Raw genomic sequence first — 23,346 nt, 5'->3', positions numbered from 1 at the left:
TTGCAGCGACAAGGAAGGAGTTTCGTTTATGGATCATGAGTTATCCCGGCCTCCGTCAGCCCCCTTTCACGCACAGCTTCATTCGCCTGACGGGAATCTGCAGATCACACTGGAACAAGAACATAACAGCCCTCTCTTTTATACGGTTATGAACAAGCAATTCCGGGTTCTCGAGAAGTCACCGCTCGGACTGATAACCGACAAATACAAATTTCAGCAAGGCATCATTCAAGGGGTTGAGTACAACACGATCACGGAGCATTACGAGCTTGTGACCGGCAAGCAAAAATCGCAGTCTTACGAAGCAAGCGAGATGTTGCTGCTGACTTCGGTGGAGAATCATCAGGTGAAGATTCGTTTCCGTGCTTTTCAAGACGGCGTTGCATACCGGTATGAGCTGCACGGAGAAGGAGATATTCGCATCGAGAACGAGCTCTCCGGATTCCATCTTCCGGAAGACCGGATGCTCAACGTTTGGGCGCAGCCGTTCATGCGGTGTTATGAACGAACCTATGACCATGCCATGCCGGGGCATCTTCGGGGAGGACACTTTGGTTTCCCGCTGCTGGTCCAATCGGCAGAGGATCAATGGCTGCTGCTGACAGAAGCTGCCGTGGATGGCGGTTATGGCGCCAGTCATCTCGCAGCGGATGAGCAAGATGGCCGGAAGCTCCGCATCTCGTACGCCCCGGATCAGGAAACGCCGATTGCTGCGCAGCTTCCACTCTCGACTCCCTGGCGTGTTATGATCATCGGATCGCTCGGGGAGCTGGTCTCGTCTTCGGTAACGACTCACCTATGCCCCCCGTCCGTCCTGCAAGATATCTCTTGGATCTCCCCGGGCCGAGCAGCCTGGTCCTGGTACGCGGAAGGCGATTCCTGCGGCGATATGAATATTCAACGACAGCATGTGGATTTTGCCGCCGAGATGGGATGGGAATACAGCGTCGTGGACGGCGGATGGGAAGGCAAGCTGGACGTGCCGCAGCTCATCGCTTACGCGAAACAGCGTGGCGTCGGCATCTGGCTGTGGACGCATTATAAAGGGCTGAATACGAAGGAGCTCCGTGAAGAGAAATTGCGCCTGTGGGCATCCTGGGGCGCCGTTGGCATCAAGGTCGATTTCTTCGACAGCGACAACCAGGAGACGCTCCAGGTCTATGATGCCATTGCCGAATCCGCTGGCAGGCATCGGCTGATGGTCAATTTCCATGGATCGACCAAACCAAGCGGCGAGCATCGGACTTGGCCTCACGTGATGACAAGAGAAGGCGTTTACGGTGCGGAATATTACCGAGCGCAGAGTGAAGGGCCTAACGCGGCTCATCTCTGTACGCTGCCGTTCACGAGGAATGTGATCGGGTCCATGGATTTTACGCCGGTCACGATCAGCAGGCGGACCACGACGACCCAAGGGCAGCAGCTGGCCCTGGCCATCCTCTTCGAATCCGGCATCCAGCATTATGCGGATGCGATCTCGGTCTTCGCGGATCATCCCGGCAAACCGCTTCTGGCCGCCGTTCCAGCCGCCTGGGATGAGATTCGGCTGCTGGAAGGTTATCCAGGCCGGTTCGTTACGATAGCAAGACGCTCTGGAGTGGAATGGTTTGTCGCATCGATCTGCGCCGCAGGAGGTCGAGACGTCCAGATCCCGCTGGATTTCCTTGAAGATAACCAAGCCTACCAAGCCGTGATCTATCAGGAACAGGCGGAAGCGGACGAATATCGATATCGTTCCATTCTTCCTCCCATTGAGGTCCATACGGAAACGTGCTGCGCCAAGGATACCATCAAGATACGTCTCAATGTGTACGGCGGCGTTTCCATCCATCTCACGCCGCAAGCGGAGAACAAGTAAAGCCAATCATTCTTGGAGATAAGGAGGATAAGTCTCCGAAGGTTAACCTTTCACATCTCTACACAAATGCAAGGCCTGTCCTCCAATCCGGAAGCAGGCCTTGCATTATGCCCGCGGCGGACGTGGCATGACCATGCGGATAGTGGTTCCCGTTCCCTCGCCTGCCGAGGTTACGCGGAGTCCGTAGGTCTCGCCGAATACCAACTGAATCCGCCGATGCACATTCAGCAGGCCGATGCCTCCGGTACCACTGAGGTTCAGGGAGGATTCAGGCACATGATTCACGTGGTTGTACTCATAGGACAGCCGTGCCGCAACCTCGCGCAGCTGTTCATCCGTCATGCCGATGCCGTTATCCGTCACGCTGACCCAGAAGGAATCATCATTGCATCCGGCAGAGATCATGATGTACTGCGATGCTTCGATTCCGTCCGGAAAGGCATGCTGGAATGCATTTTCGATTAAGGGCTGGAGCGTCAATCGCACCATTTTATATAGAAGCAGCTCATGGGGTACCTCCACCCGAAGATCGAACTCCAGGCCGTGCCGATGCTTCATGATCGTCATGTAGTTCAACACATGCTTGAGCTCATTCGCGATCGTGATTTCCTCCAGCGACGTCAGCAAGGAATACCGCATCATAAAGCCAAGCGAGGACACCATTTCAGTAATCTCCGATGAACCTTCGACCTCGGCATAACATACGATGGTCTCCAGCGTGTTGTACATAAAATGCGGATTGATCTGGAGCTGAAGCGCCTGGAATTCGGCCTTCTGCCGTTCGATAATCGTTTTCTGCTGCTGCAGCTCGGTCTCGTATACCCGCTCGATTAATTCCGACAGCCGGGTCACCATCAGATTGTACCGCTGCATCATTTCCGTCAGCTCGTCCTCGCGTTTAGGAAGCTCCAAGGGAATCCACCGCCCCTGCTCCGTCTGGCGCATCCCGCGGATAATCGTCTGGATGGGCTGCGTAATGGACCGAGTAAAGCGGTAAGCAAGCAGGCAAGCGGCAATGAGGCTGATAAAGCCGATCGTCCAGACCGTAGAACGAATGCTGGCAATCGGCTTGCGCCACTCCTCCAGCGGCATCGAAGCCACCAGACGCCATCCGGAATAGGGAGACATCCGCGTCATAAACACCCTCTGATCTCCATCAGCCGTCGTATATCTGAAGGATTCCTCGTCTGCGCCCATAATGGCGGCAGTCAGCTTCGGATCCTCGGCCGGAGACGAGGCGTTATGCACCAGCCCCTCAGGCTGGTAGACTACTTGGCCGCTGGCATCCGCGATATAGAAGTATCCGCGTTCGCCAAGATCAATTCCCTTCCAGAGGGAGGATAACTCCTGAGAACGCACTTCCATGGCGAGCACGCCTTTTTCCGCTGTGGAGGATAGACCCTTGATCAGTCTCGTCATGCGTACAACGCTGCCGCTGCGTCCTGGTATAATGCTCTCCGTATGAATCATGAGACCGCTTTCATCCTTCGTCGTATTGCGGAGGTCCGTCAGCTGCTTCGCCTTCTCCTCTGCACTGAATACCGGGGCCGTAAAATCAGAGCCGAAGCTGTACGTGGCATTTCCGTTGTAAGACAGGAGATACATGGTCAGAAGCTCGGGCCCCCGATCCATGAGGGGACGGAATACCGTATCCTTGATCGTCGAGCTGATTTGATAGTACTCGTAATGGTCCGCCGGGTTAGGCAAATCCACGAATTTCTTCAATTCCCGGTTGGTCAATAAGGAGATCATCGTGCGGTCGTAGGATTTAATGTACAGATCGGTATGGTTCAAGGCATTCTGTACGATTTGCGACATATGCCGGTCCAGCTGGCGGTCCAGCTCAGCTGATGAGCGCGTGTAGGTAACGATGCCGATCAACAAGGTAGTCAGCACAATGATGGATACAAAGTACAGAAACAACTTGCGATACAGTTTATTTTTCATCCGTTAAAGCCCAGCATCGTCCGATATTCCGTCGGCGTATGTCCCGTTACCTTCTTGAACATTTTCGTAAAATGGGGGTAATCCTCGTAACCGACATTTGCCGCCACGTCGATGATCCGCATATGCGGCAGGGCCAGCAACTCCTTCGCCCGCTCCATTCGCCGGTGAATCCGGTACCTTACAAAGGTATCGCCCGTCATCTTCTTAAACATCGCGCTAAAATACGTCGGCGTATAACCGGCCATTTCCGCCACTTCCTCAAGGGTGATCTCCTCGGACAGATGCGTGTCGATATACGATTTCACTTCATCCAGCGGGTTCTTGAAATTCCCCCACCGCTGCGTTACCAGATCGGCGGTCATCTGCTTGACCCTCAGCTCGAACTCGTTCAACAGCTGCTCCTGCACCGTGTGGTGACCGATGGGTTCAATTACCGAAACCTCCATGTACCCCTTCGAGACGAGACGACGGAAAATCATGCCCACCGCATCATCCAGCAGCTGCTGAAGCTGTGGAACACTGAGTCCCGCCGCCTGCAGATGCGCCCTCCAATCGAGCAACAGCCGATCGAGCTGTTCAGTCTGCAGCATCCAGATCTCCTGCCCGATATTTTCAATCCAATCGACATAGGAAGCCAGCGATACAATACCTTTATTGCGGTGTTTGACAATCGCGTCAAACGTTTGGTGCAGCACTACGCCAGTGACCGGCTTTAGCAGATAATGCTTAACCCCATAAGCCAGGCATTGCTGCGCATATTGGAATTCGCCATAACCCGATATAACGATTATTTGAATGTGCCCGTACTGCTCATGAAGCTCCTGACACAGCTCCAACCCGCCCATACGTGGCATGCGGATATCGGTAAGCAGTACATCCGGCTCGAATTCCTTGATGAGGGAGAGCGCATGCTCACCGTTCACGGCCGTGTCGATGGCATCAAACTGCAGACGGTAGGTCTCCGCCATCTTGACCAGCCCTCTTCGGATTACAGGTTCGTCGTCAGCAATAAGCAACCGCATATCATTTTAGCCTCCTGTATGTAAAAGAATAAGTATGAGGCAAACATCAATGGAACAATAAGGTATCCGCGGCGGATACCTGTGATGGTAAGACCGGCGGATACCTTGATTTTTCATCCTTCGCTCATTTTTGTTTAAACGCTTACATATTGGATCTATTGTACACGATTTAAGGGACAAACAGGAGATGCCCTGCTTCCTATCTTGGATGTTATCTCGTACGGTCTACCACATTCTCTTTGTTCTTCCAGCGCTCCGTCGCTTCCTTGATGATCTCATCCCCGCCCTTGGCCCGGTATTCCTCCAGCACCTTCGGCCAATCGGAGATCGGCTGTTTGCCGTAAATCATCTTCACCATGCTGTCCAGGATGAATTTAGGTCCCGTATCACCGGTCGAAGCCAAATCCGGGAACTTGGAGAAGCTGTTCAGATTGGCCATGAACGTAATGCCGCCGCGGCCTTCATTGCCCAGCACATCGCTGAATGCCTTGATCACGTCCTGACCATCCTCGGTAAGGGCCGTCTGCTTCTTGTTGTAAGTCAGCTCATGAACGAACCACAGCTGGTTGGCCCGGAAGCCCGCCTCATCGACCTCTTGTTTGGTCACAGGCCACTTATAGTTGACATTCCCGTTCTCCATCGTGTAATTCTCGCCCTCAATCCCGAAGGAGAAGAACATATCGGCTTCCTCCGTCAGCATCCAATCCAGGAATTTAATGATTTCGATGGCCTTCTCTTTTCCAACCTTGTTATTGATATAATACGTGGTCGATACCGAGCTGTATAAGCCGAGTCCGCCCTTGCCGTCCGGTCCGGTCGGGGACGGGTAAATATCCACCTTCATCGAAGGATCCACTTCCTTCAGCTTGGTGCGGAACCCGATCAGTCCCTCGCCGTTGGAGGCCCACATCCCGGATTTGCCGGCATTGATATTGCGTCCGTAATCCTCCTGAGAGAGCGAAGCGAAATCCTTCGGGATTAGACCCTCATCGTACATCGTCTTATACGTCTGAAGCGCCTTAGTCATGTTCTCAACATCGAAGAACTTCGGTACGACCTCCCCATTCAGCTCCATGAACTGGAACGGCAGCACATCGTATGCCCCAAGGAAAGTATCCGCATATTTAAAGCCCTCACGGTACTGGTATGGGTGCTCTACACCCAGCTTCTTAAAGGCACGCAGCATATCCAGGTACTCTTCCACGGTTTTAGGCGCTTCCTTGATGCCGGCCTTCTCCATCAGATCCGTGCGAATGAAAGTGGCACGGCGGGACGGATTTTCCAGCCAGGCCGGGATGCCGTAGATTTTGCCGTTATAGGATACTTCCTCCCACGCTGCCGGAGTGACCATTTTCATCAAGTTCGGAGCATGCTCCTTAAGGAGGTCATCCAGCGGCATGAACACCCCGGCTTCCACCGAGCCTGACATGGACCCTGTCGTTGGACCTCCCCGCATATTGCCCACAACGTCCGGGATTTCGTTGCCTGCAAACATCAGACTCATCTTCTGATCAAATTCCTTGTGGGACATCAAGCGAATATCGAGATCCGTGTTCGTCATCTCCTCCAGCTTCAGCACCCATTTGTCCTTATTGATATCGGGTGACGATTCGATGTAGGTGTTGCCGCCCGTGGAAAAAGAAATCGAGAAGGCCAGCTTGCTGGAGTCTGTGCCTTGCTTCGTTTCTTCCGGCTTGGGACTGACAGCTCCCTCTTCCGCTTTTCCCCCGCACCCCGCGAGCAGTGACATCACCATGACGCTGATCAGTAAGACCGTCCAACTTTTTTTCATCAACCTCTCCCCTTTTTCACGAAAAATAGACAAGTGGCTCATTCATGAGGTAAGCGCTTTCGTTAAATCCATTTCATCGTAGCTCATAACCCTCATATGCAGTATTGGCGTTCTTATTATGGGATTGTGTTCTTTTACGATCAAGATTTGATCGAACCGATGAGCATGCCCTTAATAAAATATTTCTGCAGGAACGGGTAAACCAGGATGATCGGCAGCGTAGCGATCACAATCGTGGCCATCTTGATGCCCTCCGGGGACATATTCGCCAGATTTTCAAACGTGGTGTCCATCTCTCCCATCTGATCGGTTATGACGATCTCCCTCAGACGAACCTGGAGCGGAAACAGCTGACGGCTATTGATATAGTATAGAGCCGACGAGTACGAATTCCAATGCGCAACGGCGTAAAACAACCCCATCGTCGCCATGACCGGCTTGGACAAAGGCAGCACAATGCTCGATATGATCCGCAGCTCCCCGCACCCGTCGATCCGGGCCGAATCAATAATTTCGTTCGGCAGATTCATGAAGAACGAGCGCATGATGAACAGGTTGTACGCGCTGATCGCGCCCGGAATGATCAGGGCCCATACCGTATCCAGCATGTTCAGCGATTTAATGAGCAGATAATTCGGAATCAGGGGCGCACTGAAAATAAAAGTAACCAACACGAGCATAAGGATGACTTTTCGTCCCCGATATTCATTGCGCGACAGCGGATAGGCCAGCGAGGCCGTTGCGATCAGGTTGATCCCGGTCCCCACGACGGTCACGAATACGCTGATCATAAAAGAACGCCATACGGAAGTATCGTTCAAGACAATCGCGTAGTTGGACAGGGTGAACTCAACCGGCCACAGGCCGACGTCTCCCCGCGAAATGGCCACATCGCTGCTGAGCGATTGCGCCGCAACGTGCAGGATTGGGAATATCATGGCAGCCGACACAACCGCCAGAAAGATATAGTTGAAAATTTCGAATACGGATTCGCCTTTTGATCGTTTTATCATGTTTTCGGTCACCTGCCTAGTATAAGGAATTTCCGGTCGTTTTGCGGCTTATGGCGTTACCGCCCACGATGAGCAGCAGCCCGATGAGAGATTTGAACAGGCCGATGGCCGTGGTGTAGCTGTACTGCTGTCCGAGAAGACCAACGCGGTAAATGTACGTATCCAGAATGTCGCCTTTATTCTCGTTCAAGGCATTCAGGAACACAAACACGCGCTCAAACCCGAAATCGAGGAAATTGCCGATGTTCAGCAGGAACAGAATCATAATCGTGGGCAGAATCGACGGAATCGTTATCGCCAGAGTCTGGCGCCACCGGTTCGCACCATCTACGCGTGCAGCTTCATACAGATCCGGGTTGATCCCGGCCAGCGCCGCCAAATAAATAATCGTTCCCCAGCCAGCTTCCTTCCAAATGCCGGATCCGATCAGAATGCTGCGAATATAGCTTTCCTCGCCAAGGAAGTAAATCGGTTCGAGTCCCACCCACATCAGAATCTGATTAATGATCCCCGTGGTCGGAGACAGAATGCCTACCGCAATCCCCCCGATAATGACCCAGGACAGAAAGTGGGGCATGTAAATGACCGTCTGCAGCACCCGCTTGTACAGGACAAGACGAATCTCGTTTAACAGCAAGGCCAGAAGGATCGGTACCGGAAACGCAAATACAATGCTGTACATCCCGATCAGCAGGGTGTTCCAGAAGATCCGCAGAAACTCCTCGTACTGAAACATTCGGTAGAACTGATCCAGCCCCACCCATGGGCTTTCCCATATGCCTTTGAATAAGTTGTACTCCTGAAATGCCATGGCGCTGCCGAATAAAGGGACATATTTAAATACCAGAAAATAGAGGATGCCCGGAATCGAGATGAGGTATATCGCCTTGTACTTGCGAAAGCTGGATAACCATTCCCGGCTCCGCGCTGACGGTGTTAGCCGCGTGCTTGGGTTGATGTTCGCCATAAGGACCTCCCGTTGTAAGTTTTCCTTCGTATTCATCGTATAAGCGGAGGCCCATACCAACAATGGCGGCATTTGTTTGTCGATGTGTTTTTTTACGATTGTGTTAGGTGATCGCGGGTAGCGGGGCGGAAATAGAGAAAAAAGCCCTGCTGCTTAACATGGTCTATGTCTAAACCCGCCATGTTAAGCAGTAGGGCTTGCAAGGGGTGTACACGCAGCCGTACACGGGCATGGCCGCTGCACCGCGCATGCTTCCAATGATCGGGGCTTCCCCAACAATATGGATCGCGCCTATATATTTAAGTTTATAATTCCCCCTAAATAGCGATTCATGGGATACAAGAATACATCCGCTTCAGGATCTTTTTATGTGATGCCCCGTTTCGGATACGTTTCGCTCTTACTCGTCGTCGTTCTCCACGATTTCCCGAATTGGAATCGCCATATTCCAGGTCTCCGTACAGTCGTGAAATCCGTTGGTTCCGTCCGAGGTCGCGGCAAACATCCAGGCTGGACGACCGTCCTCCATGAGTAAAAACGGTCGTTCGAGGTTACCCATTAGCCGTTCCGTGCCATCATCCCACCGTACTCTGCGAGAGTAAACCGGTTCTCCTGGTTGGGTTGTCATCTCCCACTGTTCCCCGTTCGCCGACCAAGCGTGGACTCCGCTATAACGCTCTCCGCAGATAGAGCCGTCCATGTCCTTGGCAATCATCTCGTACCCGCGAGCCGTGCGCCAAACGAAGGGATCTTCAATATGAATGGCTGGGGGAAACAGCGGTTCAGGCTGGCGAGCGAAAGGCCCGTATACCGATTCCGAGCAGGCCAAACCCAGCTGCATGTTGCCATAGGAATGCCCTTCATAGGGACGGGATTTATAGATGAGCTTCACCGAACCATCCTCATGAAGACAGGGGGCCGGATTAGACACCAAGAAGCTGTCAAAATAATTCGGGCGGGGCAGCAGAACCGGATGATCCCTTCGAGTCCACGGGCCGGTTACGGAAGGGGCAGTCGCCACGCCGATCCGTTTGTTGGCCCTGGCAACCACGACGAGCGGATCATTCGGAAGCAGCGGCACCCCTTCTTCAGGCAGCGGAAACGGAAACGTCGTGCCCATATAATAGAGCACGTACGAGCCCTCAACCTTCACGATATGTGGGTTGTGCACGCTGCATCCGTCCCAATAGGCCGGCGATCTGGCCCCGAGCACCGTCTCCTCGTATACATACGGTCCGGCAGGATGGTCGGAGACCGCACGGACGATCTCCGAGGCCGCAAGCCAGCCGGGATGCATGGGCAAGGATTTCGGCCAGCGTGAAGCAAACATATGGTACCGTCCGTCCTCACCCTTGATGACGCTGCCGCACCATATCCAATAACCCGGCATTCGAAAGCCTCCTGCAACCGGTGCAGGAGCAAATACGATGTTCATGAATCCTCACTCCTCTTCACGGGTAGTAGCGTAACCTTGCGCAAATTCATTAAGGAATCCGATACCAGCGATAGCCCCCGTACTTCAAGACGGTGTACGCCTGCCGAGAGAATGGCCAGTTGACCCATTTCAAATTCTCCCCAGCATCCGTCGCCACCCGTATCGCAAACGGTATAAGCGAGCTTCCGTTCATCCAGGGACAATTCAAACCGTCCACCCGCCTGATCGGCTCCTGCAGAATAAGTGACCATGACCCGGCAGAGAATCGGTGTCTCTTCCTCCGATCGAAACGTCCATAGAACAGCCGCAGAAGGTGTGGTCCAGCCGGTAACGCCGTCATGACCACATTTTCCGTTATCGTATCGCAGACCATCGCCCTCGATAACACCATCATAAGCCCAGAACGTATTCGCCATCTGGGATATAAACCTTGGAGTGAGATTCGTCTCCAACGCTCCATCCAGCCTCAGCTTGATCACCGTCGCATAGGCGTCCTGAGGTACCGAACGCACATCAATCTGCCAATCCCATGTCCCAAGCTGTCGAATCGGCAGGTTGTCCTCCTTCGCTCTCGTTCCGATAGGGCTCGCATATTGAACTCCGCTAGCGATACCGGGCAGTACCAGTAAACCATCCTGCGGCCATTCTCTCACCAGCAGGTACAAGAGATTCTCATCCGGCTTCCATGTACAATAACCCCACTGCGGCTTACCGATCGGACTGCCGCTCGTGCCGTATATCGCTTCGCCGTTCCGCTCCAGAAAGCTGCCCACCGTCTCCAGCAGGCGTCTCGACGTACCGTCAATCGCTCCGCTTCCGAGCGGCCCGATATTCAGTACCAGATTGCCGTTCGCAGCTGCCACGCGCAGCAGCTGTTCGATCAGTTCATCCGGACTCTTCCAGTTGGCATCGTCATAACGGAACCCCCAGGAATCATTCAGCGTATGAATCGATTCCCAGTCCGACTGCACCGGATGGAACCGGAGCTGGTTATCATGCGGATTGCCGTAATCCGCAAACCGGTCATCCCGCAGCCGCTTGTTAATCAAGCAATCCGGCTGCAGCCGGCGTACCCGATCATGGAACCACACGGCATGTTCGTCGCTGATCTTATGACCGCAATCAAACCACATCAAACCAATCGGACCGTAGTCGGTCAGCAGCTCCTCTACTTGAGGAAGAGCTTTCTCGTGAAGGTAACGCTCAAAGCGTCGCCGCTTATCTTCATCTTCGAGCAAATCCTCCAGCGGATCCCACGCGCCGATGTTATCCGGGTAATCCAGCGTGTTCCCCTGTGAATCGGGATGATGCCAATCCATGGCATGGGAATAGTAGATTCCAAGGCGAATCCCCTCCGCTTCGCAGGCCTCTGCCAGCTCCTTGATCGGATCCCTTGGAAAATGAGCGTGGCGAGTAATCGAATACTCGCTGACCTTGGAATCGTACATCGCAAACCCATCATGATGCTTCGCCGTCACGATCATATATTTTGCCCCGGACCGCTTGGCCAGCGCTGCCCATTCATGCGCATCAAAAGCCTCCGGGTTCATCCCGGCCGCTGCCTCCGCATACTCGGCCACCGGAATCTTTCCCCTTAACTGGATATGCTCCGCATAATTTGCATCCACCCGTTGGCCGTTCCACTTCCCGCCCAGCATCGAATAAGGCCCCCAATGCACGAACAGCCCAAAGCGAGCTTCCCGCCACCAGGCTATCCGACGGTTACGATCATGATCATTTTGCAGCTTATTGCTTGCGAGAACATTGGACCTTTCCTGCACCAAACCGGCCCCATCCATGTATTCGTCCCGCTTCATACACGCCCTCCTCGCTGGCCGGCCATCGGCCCAACCGTCTAATAACCTCCATTATAGAAGTTATACCATGACAGCCTCTTTGTTTTTTTGGGTTGGGGTTGTGTTTTGTTGAGGTGGGCGGGGCAACCTGGACCCATGAATATGATCATATCTGGGTGCAAGAACAGTTGGAGAAGCCGCTGAAGCAATGAACAGAAAAAAACCAAGCATTTAGGGACAATCCCTGTGAATGCTTGGTTTTTATTATCATCCATTAATGTGCTTTTAGTCCAAGGACTCTACTATACCCACCAAATTACCTCATGGGAATTACCAACCGTAAAGGCCACGGTACTCCAACTGTTCCCATAAATCATTGTATCGTTGCTGAGCTGCATCAGATACTCCATGTCTGAACTGTTCAAATAATTTTACACATTGCAGTGTCGCGTTTTCATTGCGAATTTCAATAGCGGACGCAAGCCCATCCAAAGCAGTTTTAGCTCCCTCATCATATCTTCCTTTTATAAAATAATAACGTGACAATTCAGCCTGAAATCGCACATATCGCTCTGCCCTTACTAAATAATTATATGTGCCGTTGTCCTTTTGATTTAATGACGAAATATGATCTTCAAACTTTAGTAGAACATGATCTATATTGAATTGAAAACGATTAGCAGCTTGAACAATCTTGGTTAACGCAGGCAAAATCTCATCTTCTTTCGTTTCAATAAATTCCACATATTCATCAATAATTTCAAAATCACCCATCATTACCTTATATAAATATGTATTTGCTATAGCCCACATTTTAAAATTTTCCTTAATTGCAAGTGCCTCTTCCGAGACCTCTTTAACCCAGCTCAAGTCAGAATATAACGCCACATATCGTAATGCCTGCTCATAATCGCCACGCTCATCACAGACAGCTTTTGAGTCGGCATTCAATATGATAATTAACTCCTGATTTACGGGAGTTTTCGTAGCATCAGGTTAGCCAGAATCTTCTGGTTGGCCTTTTTTGTGATCGTTTTACGATGGGGGGAGCTGGGAGAACGTGGGGGTTTTAGGGGTAATGATCGTCTTTGGAGTGCTGTAAAATCAACATCAATTTGGATTGGAATATCCGGTCTTCCCTTTACAACTATTTTATTGACAGGTGTGGCAGCCAATGTTATCATTCAACGTATCATTTATGAGGAGGCTCGTTATCTATGTTACATTCCATGCGTATAAGATAAGCTGGCAATAAAAAAGCGGATTTTCCAACCACAAATGTGGGCTTTTTTTGAGCTGCTTATTTCCTGCGTATGTAGACATAGATCGCGATCCGGATAGCTTTTTTTTGCTATGCCTTTATATCGCCATCTTCTCTCTCATTATCCATGCAGATTTAAGCCCCGTTGTGGACTCGGATCTGTATTTTTTATTGCCAAAAACAGCCGGACAATAAAAAATACAGGGAGTATAGACATGATACAACAAAATTGGAAGCGAAATTTCTTTACGATATGGACAGGTCAGGCGGTTTCACTAATTACGAGTGCCGTCCTTCAAATGGCCATCATTTGGCACCTAACCGAGACTACAGGATCAGCTATGGTGCTCTCCATGGCGACCATGGTTGGTTTTTTACCTCAGGCCGTGTTGGGAACCATGATCGGTGTTTTGGTTGACCGTTGGAATCGAAAAATGGTTATGATCGGTGCAGACCTCATGGTTGCAGCCGCTGGTGCTGCCTTGGCCATGGTCGCACTCTTCATCGAGCTGCCGGTATGGGTCGTGATGATCGTATTGTTTGTCCGTAGTATCGGAACGGCTTTTCACACGCCTGCTTTGAGTGCCGTAACGCCTTTACTGGTACCGGAAGATCAATTAACGAAATGCGCTGGTTACAGCCAATCGGTACAATCTGTAAGTTATATTCTGAGCCCAGCTATTGGAGCTTTCCTATATGCAACATGGGAATTAAACGCCATTATTGCCATGGATGTATTGGGTGCAGTGATTGCCAGCATCACTGTGGCGATGATTGCTATTCCGAAGCAAGTTAGGCTGGTCGAAGATGTGAAAGGGAAGTTTTTCGAGGAAGCAAAAGAAGGATTTCGTATTTTCCGGGAATCTAAGGGGTTATTTTCATTGCTATGGATTGGTGCGCTATATATGTTTGTCTTCATGCCAATCAACGCATTGTTTCCCTTAATGAGCATGAGTTATTTTGGAGGGACGGCAACCCACGCTTCGATCGTAGAAATCGTCTTTGCCGCTGGAATGTTGATTGGCAGCTTGTTGCTTAGTGTGTGGGGCGGCTTCAAGAACCGAGCGATGAGCATCATTTTTTCCATATCGTTGATGGGAATTGCTTTGTTCATATCCGGCCTGCTGCCGATCCACGGCTTCCTGATCTTCGTTCTGTGCAGTGCGTTGATGGGCTTTTCAAGTCCATTTTACAATGGTGTACAGATGGCTCTGATCCAAGAGAAAATTCAACCTGAGTATTTAGGGCGTGTATTCGGCTTATTGGGCAGCATGATGTCCTTCGCCATGCCGATCGGATTAATCGTGTCGGGTATTTTTGCAGATCGAATTGGAATTCATACGTGGTTTATGTTATCTGGGGTGTGCACCATAGGAATTGCAGTTCTATGCGTGCTGCTTCCGTCTATCCGAAATTTAGACAAGTAAATATGAAAAGGGGCAATTCTTATGAGATCCATGCATTGGTACTTCTTTATTTAAACCTCTCTTCTTCAATCGCAGGCGATCCTGCGAACAGAAAACTGCGATTTTTGAAGGAGGCAATAATGATGGAATTATTGATAAAAGCAAAAGATATTTTGGTGGAATATTCGGGGCGCGATGTTCTGGACATTGACGAACTGGAGCTTTACGACTATGACCGAATCGGTCTGGTTGGCGCGAACGGAGCAGGAAAAAGCACACTGCTAAAAGTGCTGCTGGGGGAAATTCCTTTGTCCCACGGTAAACTTATTCGGGAAGGCAACTTCAGTTATATTCCCCAGTTGGATGATGTCATGGTGCAAGAGATCAAGGACTACGCTTTAATCGGCAAGCTGGGAATTGAAAGCTTCGAAGCGGAGAATATGAGCGGCGGTGAAGAAACACGGCTAAAAATAGCACAGGCCCTGTCCGGTGAGGTGCACGGAATCTTTGCCGATGAACCGACGTGTCACCTGGATCGAGATGGCATAGACTTTTTGATCCACCAGCTTAAATATTATTCGGGCGCATTACTCATCATCAGTCACGACCGTTATTTCCTTGACCAAGTCGTTGATAAGATCTGGGAGTTGAATGAGGGGAAAATCACGGAGTACTGGGGCGGATATTCCGATTACCTGCGCCAGAAGGAAGAGGAACGGCATAGCCAGGCTGCAAAATATAAGCAGTTTACTGCTGAACGGGAGCGGCTAGAGAAAGCCATTACTGAAAAGCACAATCAAGCTCGGAAGGTGGATCAAAAGGCCAAGGGCGCATCGCGAAAAAACAGCTCCGATAACGGCGGTCGCCTGGCTCATCAAAAATCAACGGGCAGCAAACAAAAAAAGCTCCATAATGCCGCTAAACATATGGAGCACCGAATCGAAGCGCTCGGTGATGTGAAACCTCCTGAAGCCATGCGATCCATCCGTTTTCGGCAAAGCAAAGCTTTAGAGCTTCATCATCCGTTTCCGATCACCGGGAAAGAGATTTGCAAACAGTTTGAGGGCAAGGCGATATTCGAGAAGGCTTCCTTCCAGTTTCCATTAGGTGCCAAGATCGTGATCACCGGCGCGAACGGATCAGGTAAAACGACGCTCTTCAAGATGATTCTCCACCGTGAGCATGGTATTTCCGTATCCCCTAAAGCGGAAATCGGCTATTTTGCCCAAACGGGTTACAAGTTTGACCGTGATCAGGGTGTTATGGAGTTCATGTTAGAAAACTGTGATTATGAGGTATCGGAAATTCGCGCTGTCTTGGCATCCATGGGATTTTCTCAGCAAGATGTTCGCAAGGATTTATCCGTTTTAAGCGGCGGAGAACTCATGAAATTGCAGCTTGCCAAACTGTTGTTAGGGAGATATAACATCCTGTTGATGGATGAACCCAGCAATTTTCTGGATCTCCCTGCAGTGGAAGCGCTGGAACAATTGATGAAGAACTATGCTGGAACGATCATTTTCATATCGCACGATATCCGTTTGATAGAGAATGTAGCCGATACCGTATATGAAATCGAGGATAAAAAAATCATTCAGAGGGCTTAACGACATTGGTGTACCCAAAGAACAGAGCGTTGATAGAATCAACGCTCTGTTCTTTCTTTTCAACATTATTTTTTGAAAGTCACCTTTTTAGATAATCCATCTTCCAGGTTCATTTCACCTTTATGGCGAACGAATACATTTTGGTTTCCTTCAAATTTCGGAGGGTTCTTAGGATCATAGTCAACCCAGCGACCATTCCCATTCCCATTCCCAGAGTATTCCATGTATTGGGTAGCACCAATGAGTTCATTTTTTTCATCATCGGCTTTAACATGAGGTGGTAATTGAGCAACCGTACCATGATGCACACCCAGCTCTTTAATGACTTTATCTGTTTTATAATCATACGCTTTGATCTTTACATCATTTCCGTTCACTTCAACCTGAAGTCCCTGTTTAAAATCATTGCCCGTCGACACTTCACCACCATTAGGCCCTGCCGATGCCCAGCCCGCTTGAATCCCAGCTGTGTTCACAACAGTAAAACCACGTTGATCTCCACCTTCTACTACCTTTTTACCTGCCCAATCCGGAAGATTCAGATCCCAGTGGCTGTGGCTTGTAAAAAGAATGACTTGCGGATAGTCCTTTAATATGGCTTCTAATTTAGCCTGGTCTAAGTAATCACCTGTATACGGCGATTGATTGGAGCCTGAAATACTGTCCTTAAGGATATGATGACTAAAGAGGAAGATCGGTTTATTTGGATCGTTCTTGGAATATTCCTCAAGATTCTGCTTTAACCAATCAAGCTGCTCATCGCTAAGATAAACCTCATCCCACAAAGACGCATCATGGTAGTGCATATATTTTTCGGTTCCTAAGAAAAGGAACGGATATCCGTCTAACTCTTTTTTATGGTAGACTTTCTCCTCGCCAGTAAAGTTATAAAAATTTTGGAGCATTTCGGATTCCGGCGTATTATTCGGCCACGTGTTTTGCGCTAATTTGTTCGGTGTTGCCCATTTCGGTTTATAAAACTCATGATTTCCTATGCTGTACCAAACATGTTCTGGATGAGGATTATGATCTAACACCTGTTGTACGGCATGATATTCAAAATCCCAACCTCGGTCCGTAATATCACCGTTCACGATTAATGCTTTCGAAGCAGGGTTTACCTGTTTCATATCGTTAAGTACATGCTTAAAGTCATTGTAATCCCCTTGAATGTCACTGATGACATCAAAAGTAAGACCTGGATCTTTGGAGAATAGATGTTCATCCAGTTTTGCTTGAGCTGATCCTGAAAAAGCACCTGCATTGAAAACAATAGATGCTGCCATAATACTTGGTAGTAGCTTCTTCACTATGATTCCTCCTAGTTATCGTCACTTTCAGAATATGGTCCGCAAAACGCTATAAGTTCCTATTTTATAGTAAACCGGAAATATTAAGGTAATATTCTCCTAGAGTAAATATTGCACAAAAAAATGTAAATAAACTAGAGTTGCAACCATATTTATAGAAAATAAAAAACACATTCGAATGTGAATGTGTTTGTGCATCGTACTCCCCTATAAAAACAACGATTCCATCCCTACCATCAAGTCTAAAGATGAAAGTCCGAATATCTTTTATTCGATCCTGTGTTGGTATGTTCGGATCCCCATTTTTATTAGCTCTGGTGGCTGCAGCTTCTGCAATATTTTCAATTCTTCTTGTTGGTTTACCCAATCCCTTAGCTGCTTTATCTTCATAGAAAATACCATTATTCAAGTCTATCTCATCTAATTCACCAATTGGTTTTCCAGTGTGATCAACAGTTTCAACTTCTTTATTTTAGACTATATCTGCTTCGTATAACACCAATCAGGATACTTTCAACATCACTTTCCCTCAAATCATACATAAAGCGTGTCATCTGGAAGCTATTCCTTAATTGTGTTAATCCTCGTAAGCATCCTCTATTTTAGGTATAAATGGGGATAGAAAAGGATCATTATGCTCCATGATTTCTCCGCGAATTAAAGTGTAGACCTTGAATTCATTGAAAAGTTCTGCATCGTCACTATCTCTTATATACAGAACACCATATGATCCTGGAGCCAGCTCCCCAATCTTCCTTAAAACCTCAATTGGATTATGCTTTGTCACAGGTTTGTGATTATTAAGGCCTGCTATCCAAACTTGATAATCACCATTTACTGCTCTTAAATCCAATACTCCGGAGGGCCACTCTATCTCATCGAAATACTTTCGAATATCTTGAACAATGAACGAGTACTTTTCCTCATCATCTTCAAATGAGGAACTTTCTCTAATGGTTGCCCATCCGTGATACTCATACATTTCATTTCATCCTCACATGGTTTTAAAGTCTTCGCTTCCAGCTGATCGGAAGCCCTGTCGAATTGATCCGACACTGCCTGCAGCACCTCAATCAGTAGGTACAAGTATCTTAGACATAGGTCAACCTCTTCGTCATTTGTTAGATAGTCATTCCACTTCAATTTAAATAACTTAGAAAAGGTTCCAGGTACTCTTTATGTGGAGTAACGACTCAGTCGTAAATTCCCTAGCGATGCATAGATCTGCAAAAGTATGCAAAAAAGAGTGTCGGTTCAGCCGACACTCGGTACTCGCAATGTTCATAACACTGTAGATTCTCAAATAAACTTTTTTATCTCCCATTAACACGATCCACGAACTTATTCTTTATAAATGAACTTTCGCAAGAAAATCCCCAATGACTATATCGTATTAGGATTCTTATAACACCAATCAGGATCATATGGTAGTGATTTCATTTTTTGCATATCTCCCCAACTATAAACCCAATCATATTCAGCAACCCAGAAATAATCATCAGGATTCAATTTAAGATATTCATATATAAATCGGAATACTAATTCTTCAACACCGAAAATTTCTTCAATAGTTCCAACTTGATATAACTTCTTATCAGGTTCTAAACCAACATCTTCATAATAGAAAAAATTAAGGTTGGGATTATCTATTGCGTCCACATAAAGTATAAATGAGTAATTATTATCTCGCACATTTTTATCGTTGATATTCAATGTTGTAGATAGCAGCTGCCCATTGTTAGCATAATTTTTACTATTATGAAAGTTCAACATGACATCAGCATGATAAGCAGAAATTATAGTATCCGCTAATAGTCGATCAGGCGTATACTTTTGGGGGCTCATTAATATAGAAGCAGAAGTTCCCACTTTATTTTATAACCTCCTTTAAATCAACTAATGAATTAACAATAATAACACCTTTAGATTCTATTTCTTCAAGCATGGTCTTGTGCTCTGGCCTAAGATTATTCATCGGCTTATCAATATACAAAATAACCTTTTTATGATCTGAATTAAAGAAGTTATCTTGACCAGCGTCAATTAGTTTATTAAATTGATCTTCTTTTACTGATTTAATTGATGCCTTAACTTCTATAATTGCATTATTAGTAACCACATCTAAATCACCAGCAGATTCACCATTATCCTTTAAGACTTTTTGTCCAAATCCTTTTACTTCGACTTCTTTTCTTACAAAATCCGCAACCTTTGCTTCGGTTGCTTTACCCACGTTTGAACTTTGTAATGCATTATCAATATCACGATTAATATTTTTGGGATGTTGATCAACCCAAGTTAGTTCATTACCTGCTGGATTCGTATATATCGTTTTATTTCCATCCTTAACTATAGTACCATTCGGATTGGCCTTAATGTCAGCTCCCTGACCCTTACCCCCATCTCCCCCCGAATCAGGCATGAGATTGGGCATGTTCTTTATCCCAATCCGGTTAAGAGCAAAAGCGCCTAAAGCCATGGCTCCCTGCTGCCCTAGATAGGCTGATTTCCCCATCTCATTCATTCGCTCTTGCTCGGCCTGTATCCTTTCATCGAATTTCTCTCGGGTGTCGCCAACGTCAAATGCCATTTTGGCACCCCATATGGTCGTATTCAAGACCTCCTCGGCAGTCCCTATTGTAACATCGTAAGCCATCTGTTTACCGGTTCCGATCGGGTCTTCGACCAAGGCGTTTGTCTTATCTTCAACCGCCCCCCACATCTCGGCGGCCCCCGATTTCGCACCTTTCGCGAAGTCTTTGGCTTCATCACCCAGATCTTTAAGTTGGTCACCAAACGACTTTACCTCAATGGCCTTACCATAGTGGACATTGCTCGTCCCTGCAGGGTTTAAGATCTGTGGAGCCGCACATCTGGGATCTAATTGGCCCTGCTCATTGTCCACCTGCATGAATTTATAGGCAATTCTCTTCAATTCCTGACTGGTCAGCTGCATATGCTCGATCGTCAATTTCATGTCGCGATAAGCCTGCTCGAACTCATAATAAAATCTCGAACATGTCGTCCCATCCCAACACGACGTCAGCATCTGAATCTGTTGATTCAGCGTGTTTTTGTTCGCTTCCAGCTGATCAGAGGCCCTGTCGAATTGATCCGACACTGCCTGCAGCACCTCAATCAGTAGGTACAAGTATCTTAGACATAGGTCAACCTCTTCGTCATTTGTTAGATAGTCATTCCACTTCAATTTAAATAACTTAGAAAAGGTTCCAGGTACTCTTTATGTGGAGTAACGACTCAGTCGAAAATTCCCTAGCGATGCATAGATCTGCAAAAGTATGCAAAAAAGAGTGTCGGTTCAGCCGACACTCGCTAGTCTTGCGCACTGTACGTCTAACTGTAGGCGTCGTTTGACTCCCCCCATTCAAACAGTTCACGAGCTTAATCTTTTTATTGTTTTTCTTCCTTCTTATTTCCTAAGGAGATTAAAAATCGCCTCCAGCCGTACGCTGTGATTGCATGACTCGCAGGAATATTTCCCTTTCTGGTTTTCCTTGAAATTTTTATATCCCACGCTTCCTTCGTACAGCCGAAATGTCTTCTTGCAGCAAAAGCATTCCACCTCATAATAAATCAATATGCTTTCACCTCCTTGGGAGCGTTCTTATTTGCGCGTGGCGTGATCAAAGATCGTAATCAGCTCCTCCACATATGCCTTTATGTGAAGATCGGGGTTTCTAATCAATTCCAGGCTGAATCCATCGATGGCATGCCGGATAGCGAGCGCCATGACTCGGGAGGATAACGGGGTGAATTCTCGAAAGGTTCCTTCTTTCGCCCCTGCATGCAGAATCGCCTCGATTGGTTGAAACACACCTTCATCCATATCCGCCGAAAAACGAGGTTTCCCCTCCTTTGTCCACATGCCCGTCACGATTTCCACAACGGCAAAAACCATCTTCCGATGCTCCGCGATAAACTCCAAATTCGCTTCAATATACTTCTTGAGCCTGTTTCTGGGAGAAGCTTCGCTACGCAGAATCGGCTGCATAAAGGACTCATAGGCGATATAATACTCCGTCACCACCTGCTCCAGGAGCTCATCCTTGCCCGCAAAATGATAGGAAATCACCCCTTTGCTAACGTTGGCACGCTTGGCGATTTGACCTATCGAAGCTTGGGCATAACCGACCTCGGCAATGGTTTCGATCGCGCATGCCACGATCTGCGCACGGCGAGCCTTCTCAATAAACGACATTTCCTTTTGGTCATCCATTTTATTTTTAGTATTAATGATTATATTTTAGGACGATCGTACAGAAAAAATCAATAAGAAGCCTGCCCATCTCTTAGGAATGGGCAGGCTTCTCCTGAACTCATATAGGGTGCTGGATTCTGATACATTCGCGATGTAAAGTAGTAATCCGTGCTTACGTTATTCACGCAGGCTCAGATTTGCTCACGCGGTCCGTAATCACGGCGATAGCTCCATCTCCGGTTACATTACAAGCCGTTCCGAAGCTGTCTTGCGCAATATAGAGGGCGATCATGAGCGACGTTAGCGTCGTATCGAAGCCCAGCATGGACTCCAACAAGCCGAGTGCCGCCATAACGGCGCCTCCGGGAACTCCGGGAGCAGCAACCATCGTAATGCCCAGCATCAGAATGAAAGGGAACATCATGCCAAGGGATGTCGGCATCCCTGTCAGCAGCATGACGGCCATCGAGCAGCTTACCAGCGTAATCGTGCTGCCGGATAGATGAATAGTTGCGCATAGCGGGATGACAAAATCAGCGACCTTCCCACTGACTCCGTTCAGCTTGGTTTGGCGCAGCGTAACCGGGATGGCAGCGGCAGAAGACTGCGTACCTATCGCCGTAAAATAAGCTGGCAGCATATTCTTCAGCATGGCAAACGGATTCTTATGCGCGACTTGACCAGCAACCAAGTATTGTATGATCAGGAACAGCACATGCAGGACAATGATCATAATAAATACTTTGGCGAATACCGACAGGATCATGGTCACTTGCCCGCCATAGGTTAAGTTAGCAAACACGCAGAGAATATGATATGGCAGCAGCGGAATGATGATCGAGGCAATCAGCTTCTCAACAATCTCGCGGAAATCAACCATGACCTTCTGCAAGGCTTGCCCCTTGATTACAGCCGCTCCCAGCCCCAGTGTAAAGGCAAGGAGCAGGGCAGTCATCACCCCGAATACAGGCGGCATGTCAACTTTAAAAAAGGGTTCCAGCAGCGCCTCTTCCGGATTGGTGTAGGAATTAACCAGACCGCCAACCTCCAACATATACGGATACAATAGCGTCGCTGCCAAGAATGCCAGCAGTCCCGCGATTATGGTGGAGAGATAAGCAAGGCCCGTGGTTACGCCCAGCAGGCGACCGGCTCCTCTTCCCAGCTCCCCGATCCCGGGAGCAATGAATCCGATGATAATTAAAGGTATGGCAAACCCAAGAAAGTTTCCAAATAACCCGCTAAAGGTAGCTAATCCGGCAACCAGCCATTCCGGTGAGAACGATCCGAGCGCAATGCCGAGCAAAATGGCTATAAGGATTTTCGGAAGTAAGCCAAGTTTTTTCATGTTCATGCTGTTATCACCCACAGATGTTATTTTCGTTTATTGTCCACTCTAAACGGACAAAATCCATTGGACACGGAACGAACAAACTTTATCATATTCTGGATATCATTGTCATTATGCAAAATATGACAGCATAACATACCCATAATAGATCAGATGACAGATATACAGATATGAGTGCCAAATACATGGAAAGGAGAAATGCCTACTCCGGTTCAAGCATGCGCAAAATTGAAGCCAGCCCCGCTCATTTCTGTGCGGGGCTGGCTTCATTGGAATCGCTTCATAAATCCCTAATATGATGAGATAACGGCAGGATTATCTCCAATAGATCAGCCACTATCCTTCTGCGATAAGCCAAGCTC

18 protein-coding genes are annotated in these 23,346 nt (G+C 48.4%); 3 read left to right on the top strand and 15 right to left on the bottom strand.

Annotation, left to right across the window (positions count from 1 at the left end):
• Positions 1-28 precede the first annotated feature (28 nt).
• Positions 29-1,858, top strand: coding sequence for a glycoside hydrolase family 97 catalytic domain-containing protein (locus MKY82_RS06085; RefSeq protein WP_339295731.1), 1,830 nt, complete (start codon positions 29-31; stop codon positions 1,856-1,858).
• 105 nt (positions 1,859-1,963) lie between these two features.
• Here the strand turns inward: MKY82_RS06085 and MKY82_RS06080 are convergent, their stop codons facing one another.
• The 8 genes from MKY82_RS06080 to MKY82_RS06045 all read right to left on the bottom strand — a co-directional run bounded on the left by MKY82_RS06080 (position 1,964) and on the right by MKY82_RS06045 (position 12,781).
• Positions 1,964-3,805 (bottom strand): sensor histidine kinase, encoded by a 1,842-nt coding sequence (locus MKY82_RS06080; protein ID WP_339295730.1) that lies wholly within the window; start codon positions 3,803-3,805, stop codon positions 1,964-1,966.
• Positions 3,802-4,827, bottom strand: a complete 1,026-nt coding sequence (locus tag MKY82_RS06075; RefSeq protein ID WP_071221295.1) for a response regulator — start codon at positions 4,825-4,827, stop codon at positions 3,802-3,804. Before MKY82_RS06075 ends, MKY82_RS06080 begins: the two co-directional genes overlap by 4 nt.
• Positions 4,828-5,038: 211 nt before the next feature.
• Positions 5,039-6,619 (bottom strand): extracellular solute-binding protein, encoded by a 1,581-nt coding sequence (locus MKY82_RS06070; protein WP_220686375.1) that lies wholly within the window; start codon positions 6,617-6,619, stop codon positions 5,039-5,041.
• A 140-nt stretch (positions 6,620-6,759) separates the two neighbouring features.
• The gene (locus MKY82_RS06065; protein ID WP_220686376.1) at positions 6,760-7,632 is read right to left on the bottom strand and encodes a carbohydrate ABC transporter permease; all 873 of its coding nucleotides are present in this window, start codon (positions 7,630-7,632) and stop codon (positions 6,760-6,762) included.
• A 16-nt stretch (positions 7,633-7,648) separates the two neighbouring features.
• Positions 7,649-8,599: an ABC transporter permease subunit gene (locus MKY82_RS06060; RefSeq protein ID WP_071221298.1), complete on the bottom strand. Its 951-nt coding sequence runs from the start codon at positions 8,597-8,599 to the stop codon at positions 7,649-7,651.
• Positions 8,600-8,999: 400 nt separating this feature from the next.
• Entirely contained in the window at positions 9,000-10,034 is a 1,035-nt protein-coding gene (locus MKY82_RS06055; RefSeq protein WP_339295729.1) for a glycoside hydrolase family protein, read from the bottom strand.
• Complete coding sequence (locus tag MKY82_RS06050) at positions 10,031-11,851, bottom strand: alpha-L-fucosidase (protein WP_339295728.1); 1,821 nt, start codon at positions 11,849-11,851, stop codon at positions 10,031-10,033. The genes MKY82_RS06055 and MKY82_RS06050 overlap by 4 nt, the downstream gene beginning before the upstream one ends.
• Before the next feature lie 309 nt (positions 11,852-12,160).
• On the bottom strand, positions 12,161-12,781 hold the full coding sequence (locus MKY82_RS06045) for a hypothetical protein (protein ID WP_339295727.1): 621 nt from the start codon (positions 12,779-12,781) through the stop codon (positions 12,161-12,163).
• Positions 12,782-13,306: 525 nt separating this feature from the next.
• Here MKY82_RS06045 and MKY82_RS06040 point away from each other — a divergent pair.
• Together MKY82_RS06040 and MKY82_RS06035 are read left to right on the top strand one after the other, a co-directional pair.
• Positions 13,307-14,518, top strand: a complete 1,212-nt coding sequence (locus MKY82_RS06040) for an MFS transporter (protein ID WP_339295726.1) — start codon at positions 13,307-13,309, stop codon at positions 14,516-14,518.
• A gap of 122 nt (positions 14,519-14,640) precedes the next feature.
• The gene (locus MKY82_RS06035) at positions 14,641-16,104 is read left to right on the top strand and encodes an Msr family ABC-F type ribosomal protection protein (RefSeq protein ID WP_339296638.1); all 1,464 of its coding nucleotides are present in this window, start codon (positions 14,641-14,643) and stop codon (positions 16,102-16,104) included.
• Between the two features lie 65 nt (positions 16,105-16,169).
• On the opposite strand, the gene MKY82_RS06030 is transcribed toward MKY82_RS06035, so the two are convergent.
• The 7 genes from MKY82_RS06030 to MKY82_RS06000 all read right to left on the bottom strand — a co-directional run bounded on the left by MKY82_RS06030 (position 16,170) and on the right by MKY82_RS06000 (position 22,981).
• Complete coding sequence (locus MKY82_RS06030; protein WP_339295725.1) at positions 16,170-17,414, bottom strand: DUF4073 domain-containing protein; 1,245 nt, start codon at positions 17,412-17,414, stop codon at positions 16,170-16,172.
• Positions 17,415-17,478: 64 nt separating this feature from the next.
• Positions 17,479-17,823 carry a hypothetical protein gene (locus tag MKY82_RS06025; protein WP_339295724.1) on the bottom strand — a complete coding sequence of 115 codons (345 nt, stop codon included), beginning with the start codon at positions 17,821-17,823 and terminating at the stop codon, positions 17,479-17,481.
• 168 nt (positions 17,824-17,991) lie between these two features.
• A complete protein-coding gene (locus tag MKY82_RS06020; protein WP_194541182.1) occupies positions 17,992-18,396 on the bottom strand; it encodes an Imm7 family immunity protein in 405 nt (134 codons plus the stop codon).
• 401 nt (positions 18,397-18,797) lie between these two features.
• The gene (locus tag MKY82_RS06015; protein WP_339222087.1) at positions 18,798-19,283 is read right to left on the bottom strand and encodes a hypothetical protein; all 486 of its coding nucleotides are present in this window, start codon (positions 19,281-19,283) and stop codon (positions 18,798-18,800) included.
• 1 nt (position 19,284) lies between these two features.
• Entirely contained in the window at positions 19,285-20,535 is a 1,251-nt protein-coding gene (locus MKY82_RS06010) for a WXG100 family type VII secretion target (RefSeq protein WP_339222085.1), read from the bottom strand.
• 504 nt (positions 20,536-21,039) lie between these two features.
• The gene (locus MKY82_RS06005) at positions 21,040-21,633 is read right to left on the bottom strand and encodes a TetR/AcrR family transcriptional regulator (protein ID WP_339295723.1); all 594 of its coding nucleotides are present in this window, start codon (positions 21,631-21,633) and stop codon (positions 21,040-21,042) included.
• A gap of 181 nt (positions 21,634-21,814) precedes the next feature.
• Positions 21,815-22,981: a dicarboxylate/amino acid:cation symporter gene (locus MKY82_RS06000; protein WP_194545063.1), complete on the bottom strand. Its 1,167-nt coding sequence runs from the start codon at positions 22,979-22,981 to the stop codon at positions 21,815-21,817.
• Between the last annotated feature and the right edge of the window lie 365 nt (positions 22,982-23,346).

Origin of the sequence: Paenibacillus sp. FSL W7-1279 (assembly GCF_037969845.1) — a bacterium.
Classification (GTDB): domain Bacteria; phylum Bacillota; class Bacilli; order Paenibacillales; family Paenibacillaceae; genus Paenibacillus_AQ.
The sequence above is the reverse complement of the archived record's forward strand: the minus strand, read 5'-3'. Positions and strand labels throughout refer to the sequence as shown.

Excerpts from the sequence above, each read along its gene's own strand:
- MKY82_RS06050 (WP_339295728.1), bottom strand. The coding sequence starts at position 11,851 with ATGAAGCGGGACGAATACATGGATGGGGCCGGTTTGGTGCAGGAAAGG.
- MKY82_RS06080 (WP_339295730.1), bottom strand. The coding sequence starts at position 3,805 with ATGAAAAATAAACTGTATCGCAAGTTGTTTCTGTACTTTGTATCCATC.
- MKY82_RS06000 (WP_194545063.1), bottom strand. The coding sequence starts at position 22,981 with ATGAAAAAACTTGGCTTACTTCCGAAAATCCTTATAGCCATTTTGCTC.
- MKY82_RS06040 (WP_339295726.1), top strand. The coding sequence starts at position 13,307 with ATGATACAACAAAATTGGAAGCGAAATTTCTTTACGATATGGACAGGT.
- MKY82_RS06075 (WP_071221295.1), bottom strand. The coding sequence starts at position 4,827 with ATGCGGTTGCTTATTGCTGACGACGAACCTGTAATCCGAAGAGGGCTG.
- MKY82_RS06070 (WP_220686375.1), bottom strand. The coding sequence starts at position 6,619 with ATGAAAAAAAGTTGGACGGTCTTACTGATCAGCGTCATGGTGATGTCA.
- MKY82_RS06060 (WP_071221298.1), bottom strand. The coding sequence starts at position 8,599 with ATGGCGAACATCAACCCAAGCACGCGGCTAACACCGTCAGCGCGGAGC.
- MKY82_RS06065 (WP_220686376.1), bottom strand. The coding sequence starts at position 7,632 with ATGATAAAACGATCAAAAGGCGAATCCGTATTCGAAATTTTCAACTAT.
- MKY82_RS06020 (WP_194541182.1), bottom strand. The coding sequence starts at position 18,396 with ATGTATGAGTATCACGGATGGGCAACCATTAGAGAAAGTTCCTCATTT.
- MKY82_RS06035 (WP_339296638.1), top strand. The coding sequence starts at position 14,641 with ATGGAATTATTGATAAAAGCAAAAGATATTTTGGTGGAATATTCGGGG.
- MKY82_RS06005 (WP_339295723.1), bottom strand. The coding sequence starts at position 21,633 with ATGTCGTTTATTGAGAAGGCTCGCCGTGCGCAGATCGTGGCATGCGCG.
- MKY82_RS06055 (WP_339295729.1), bottom strand. The coding sequence starts at position 10,034 with ATGAACATCGTATTTGCTCCTGCACCGGTTGCAGGAGGCTTTCGAATG.
- MKY82_RS06085 (WP_339295731.1), top strand. The coding sequence starts at position 29 with ATGGATCATGAGTTATCCCGGCCTCCGTCAGCCCCCTTTCACGCACAG.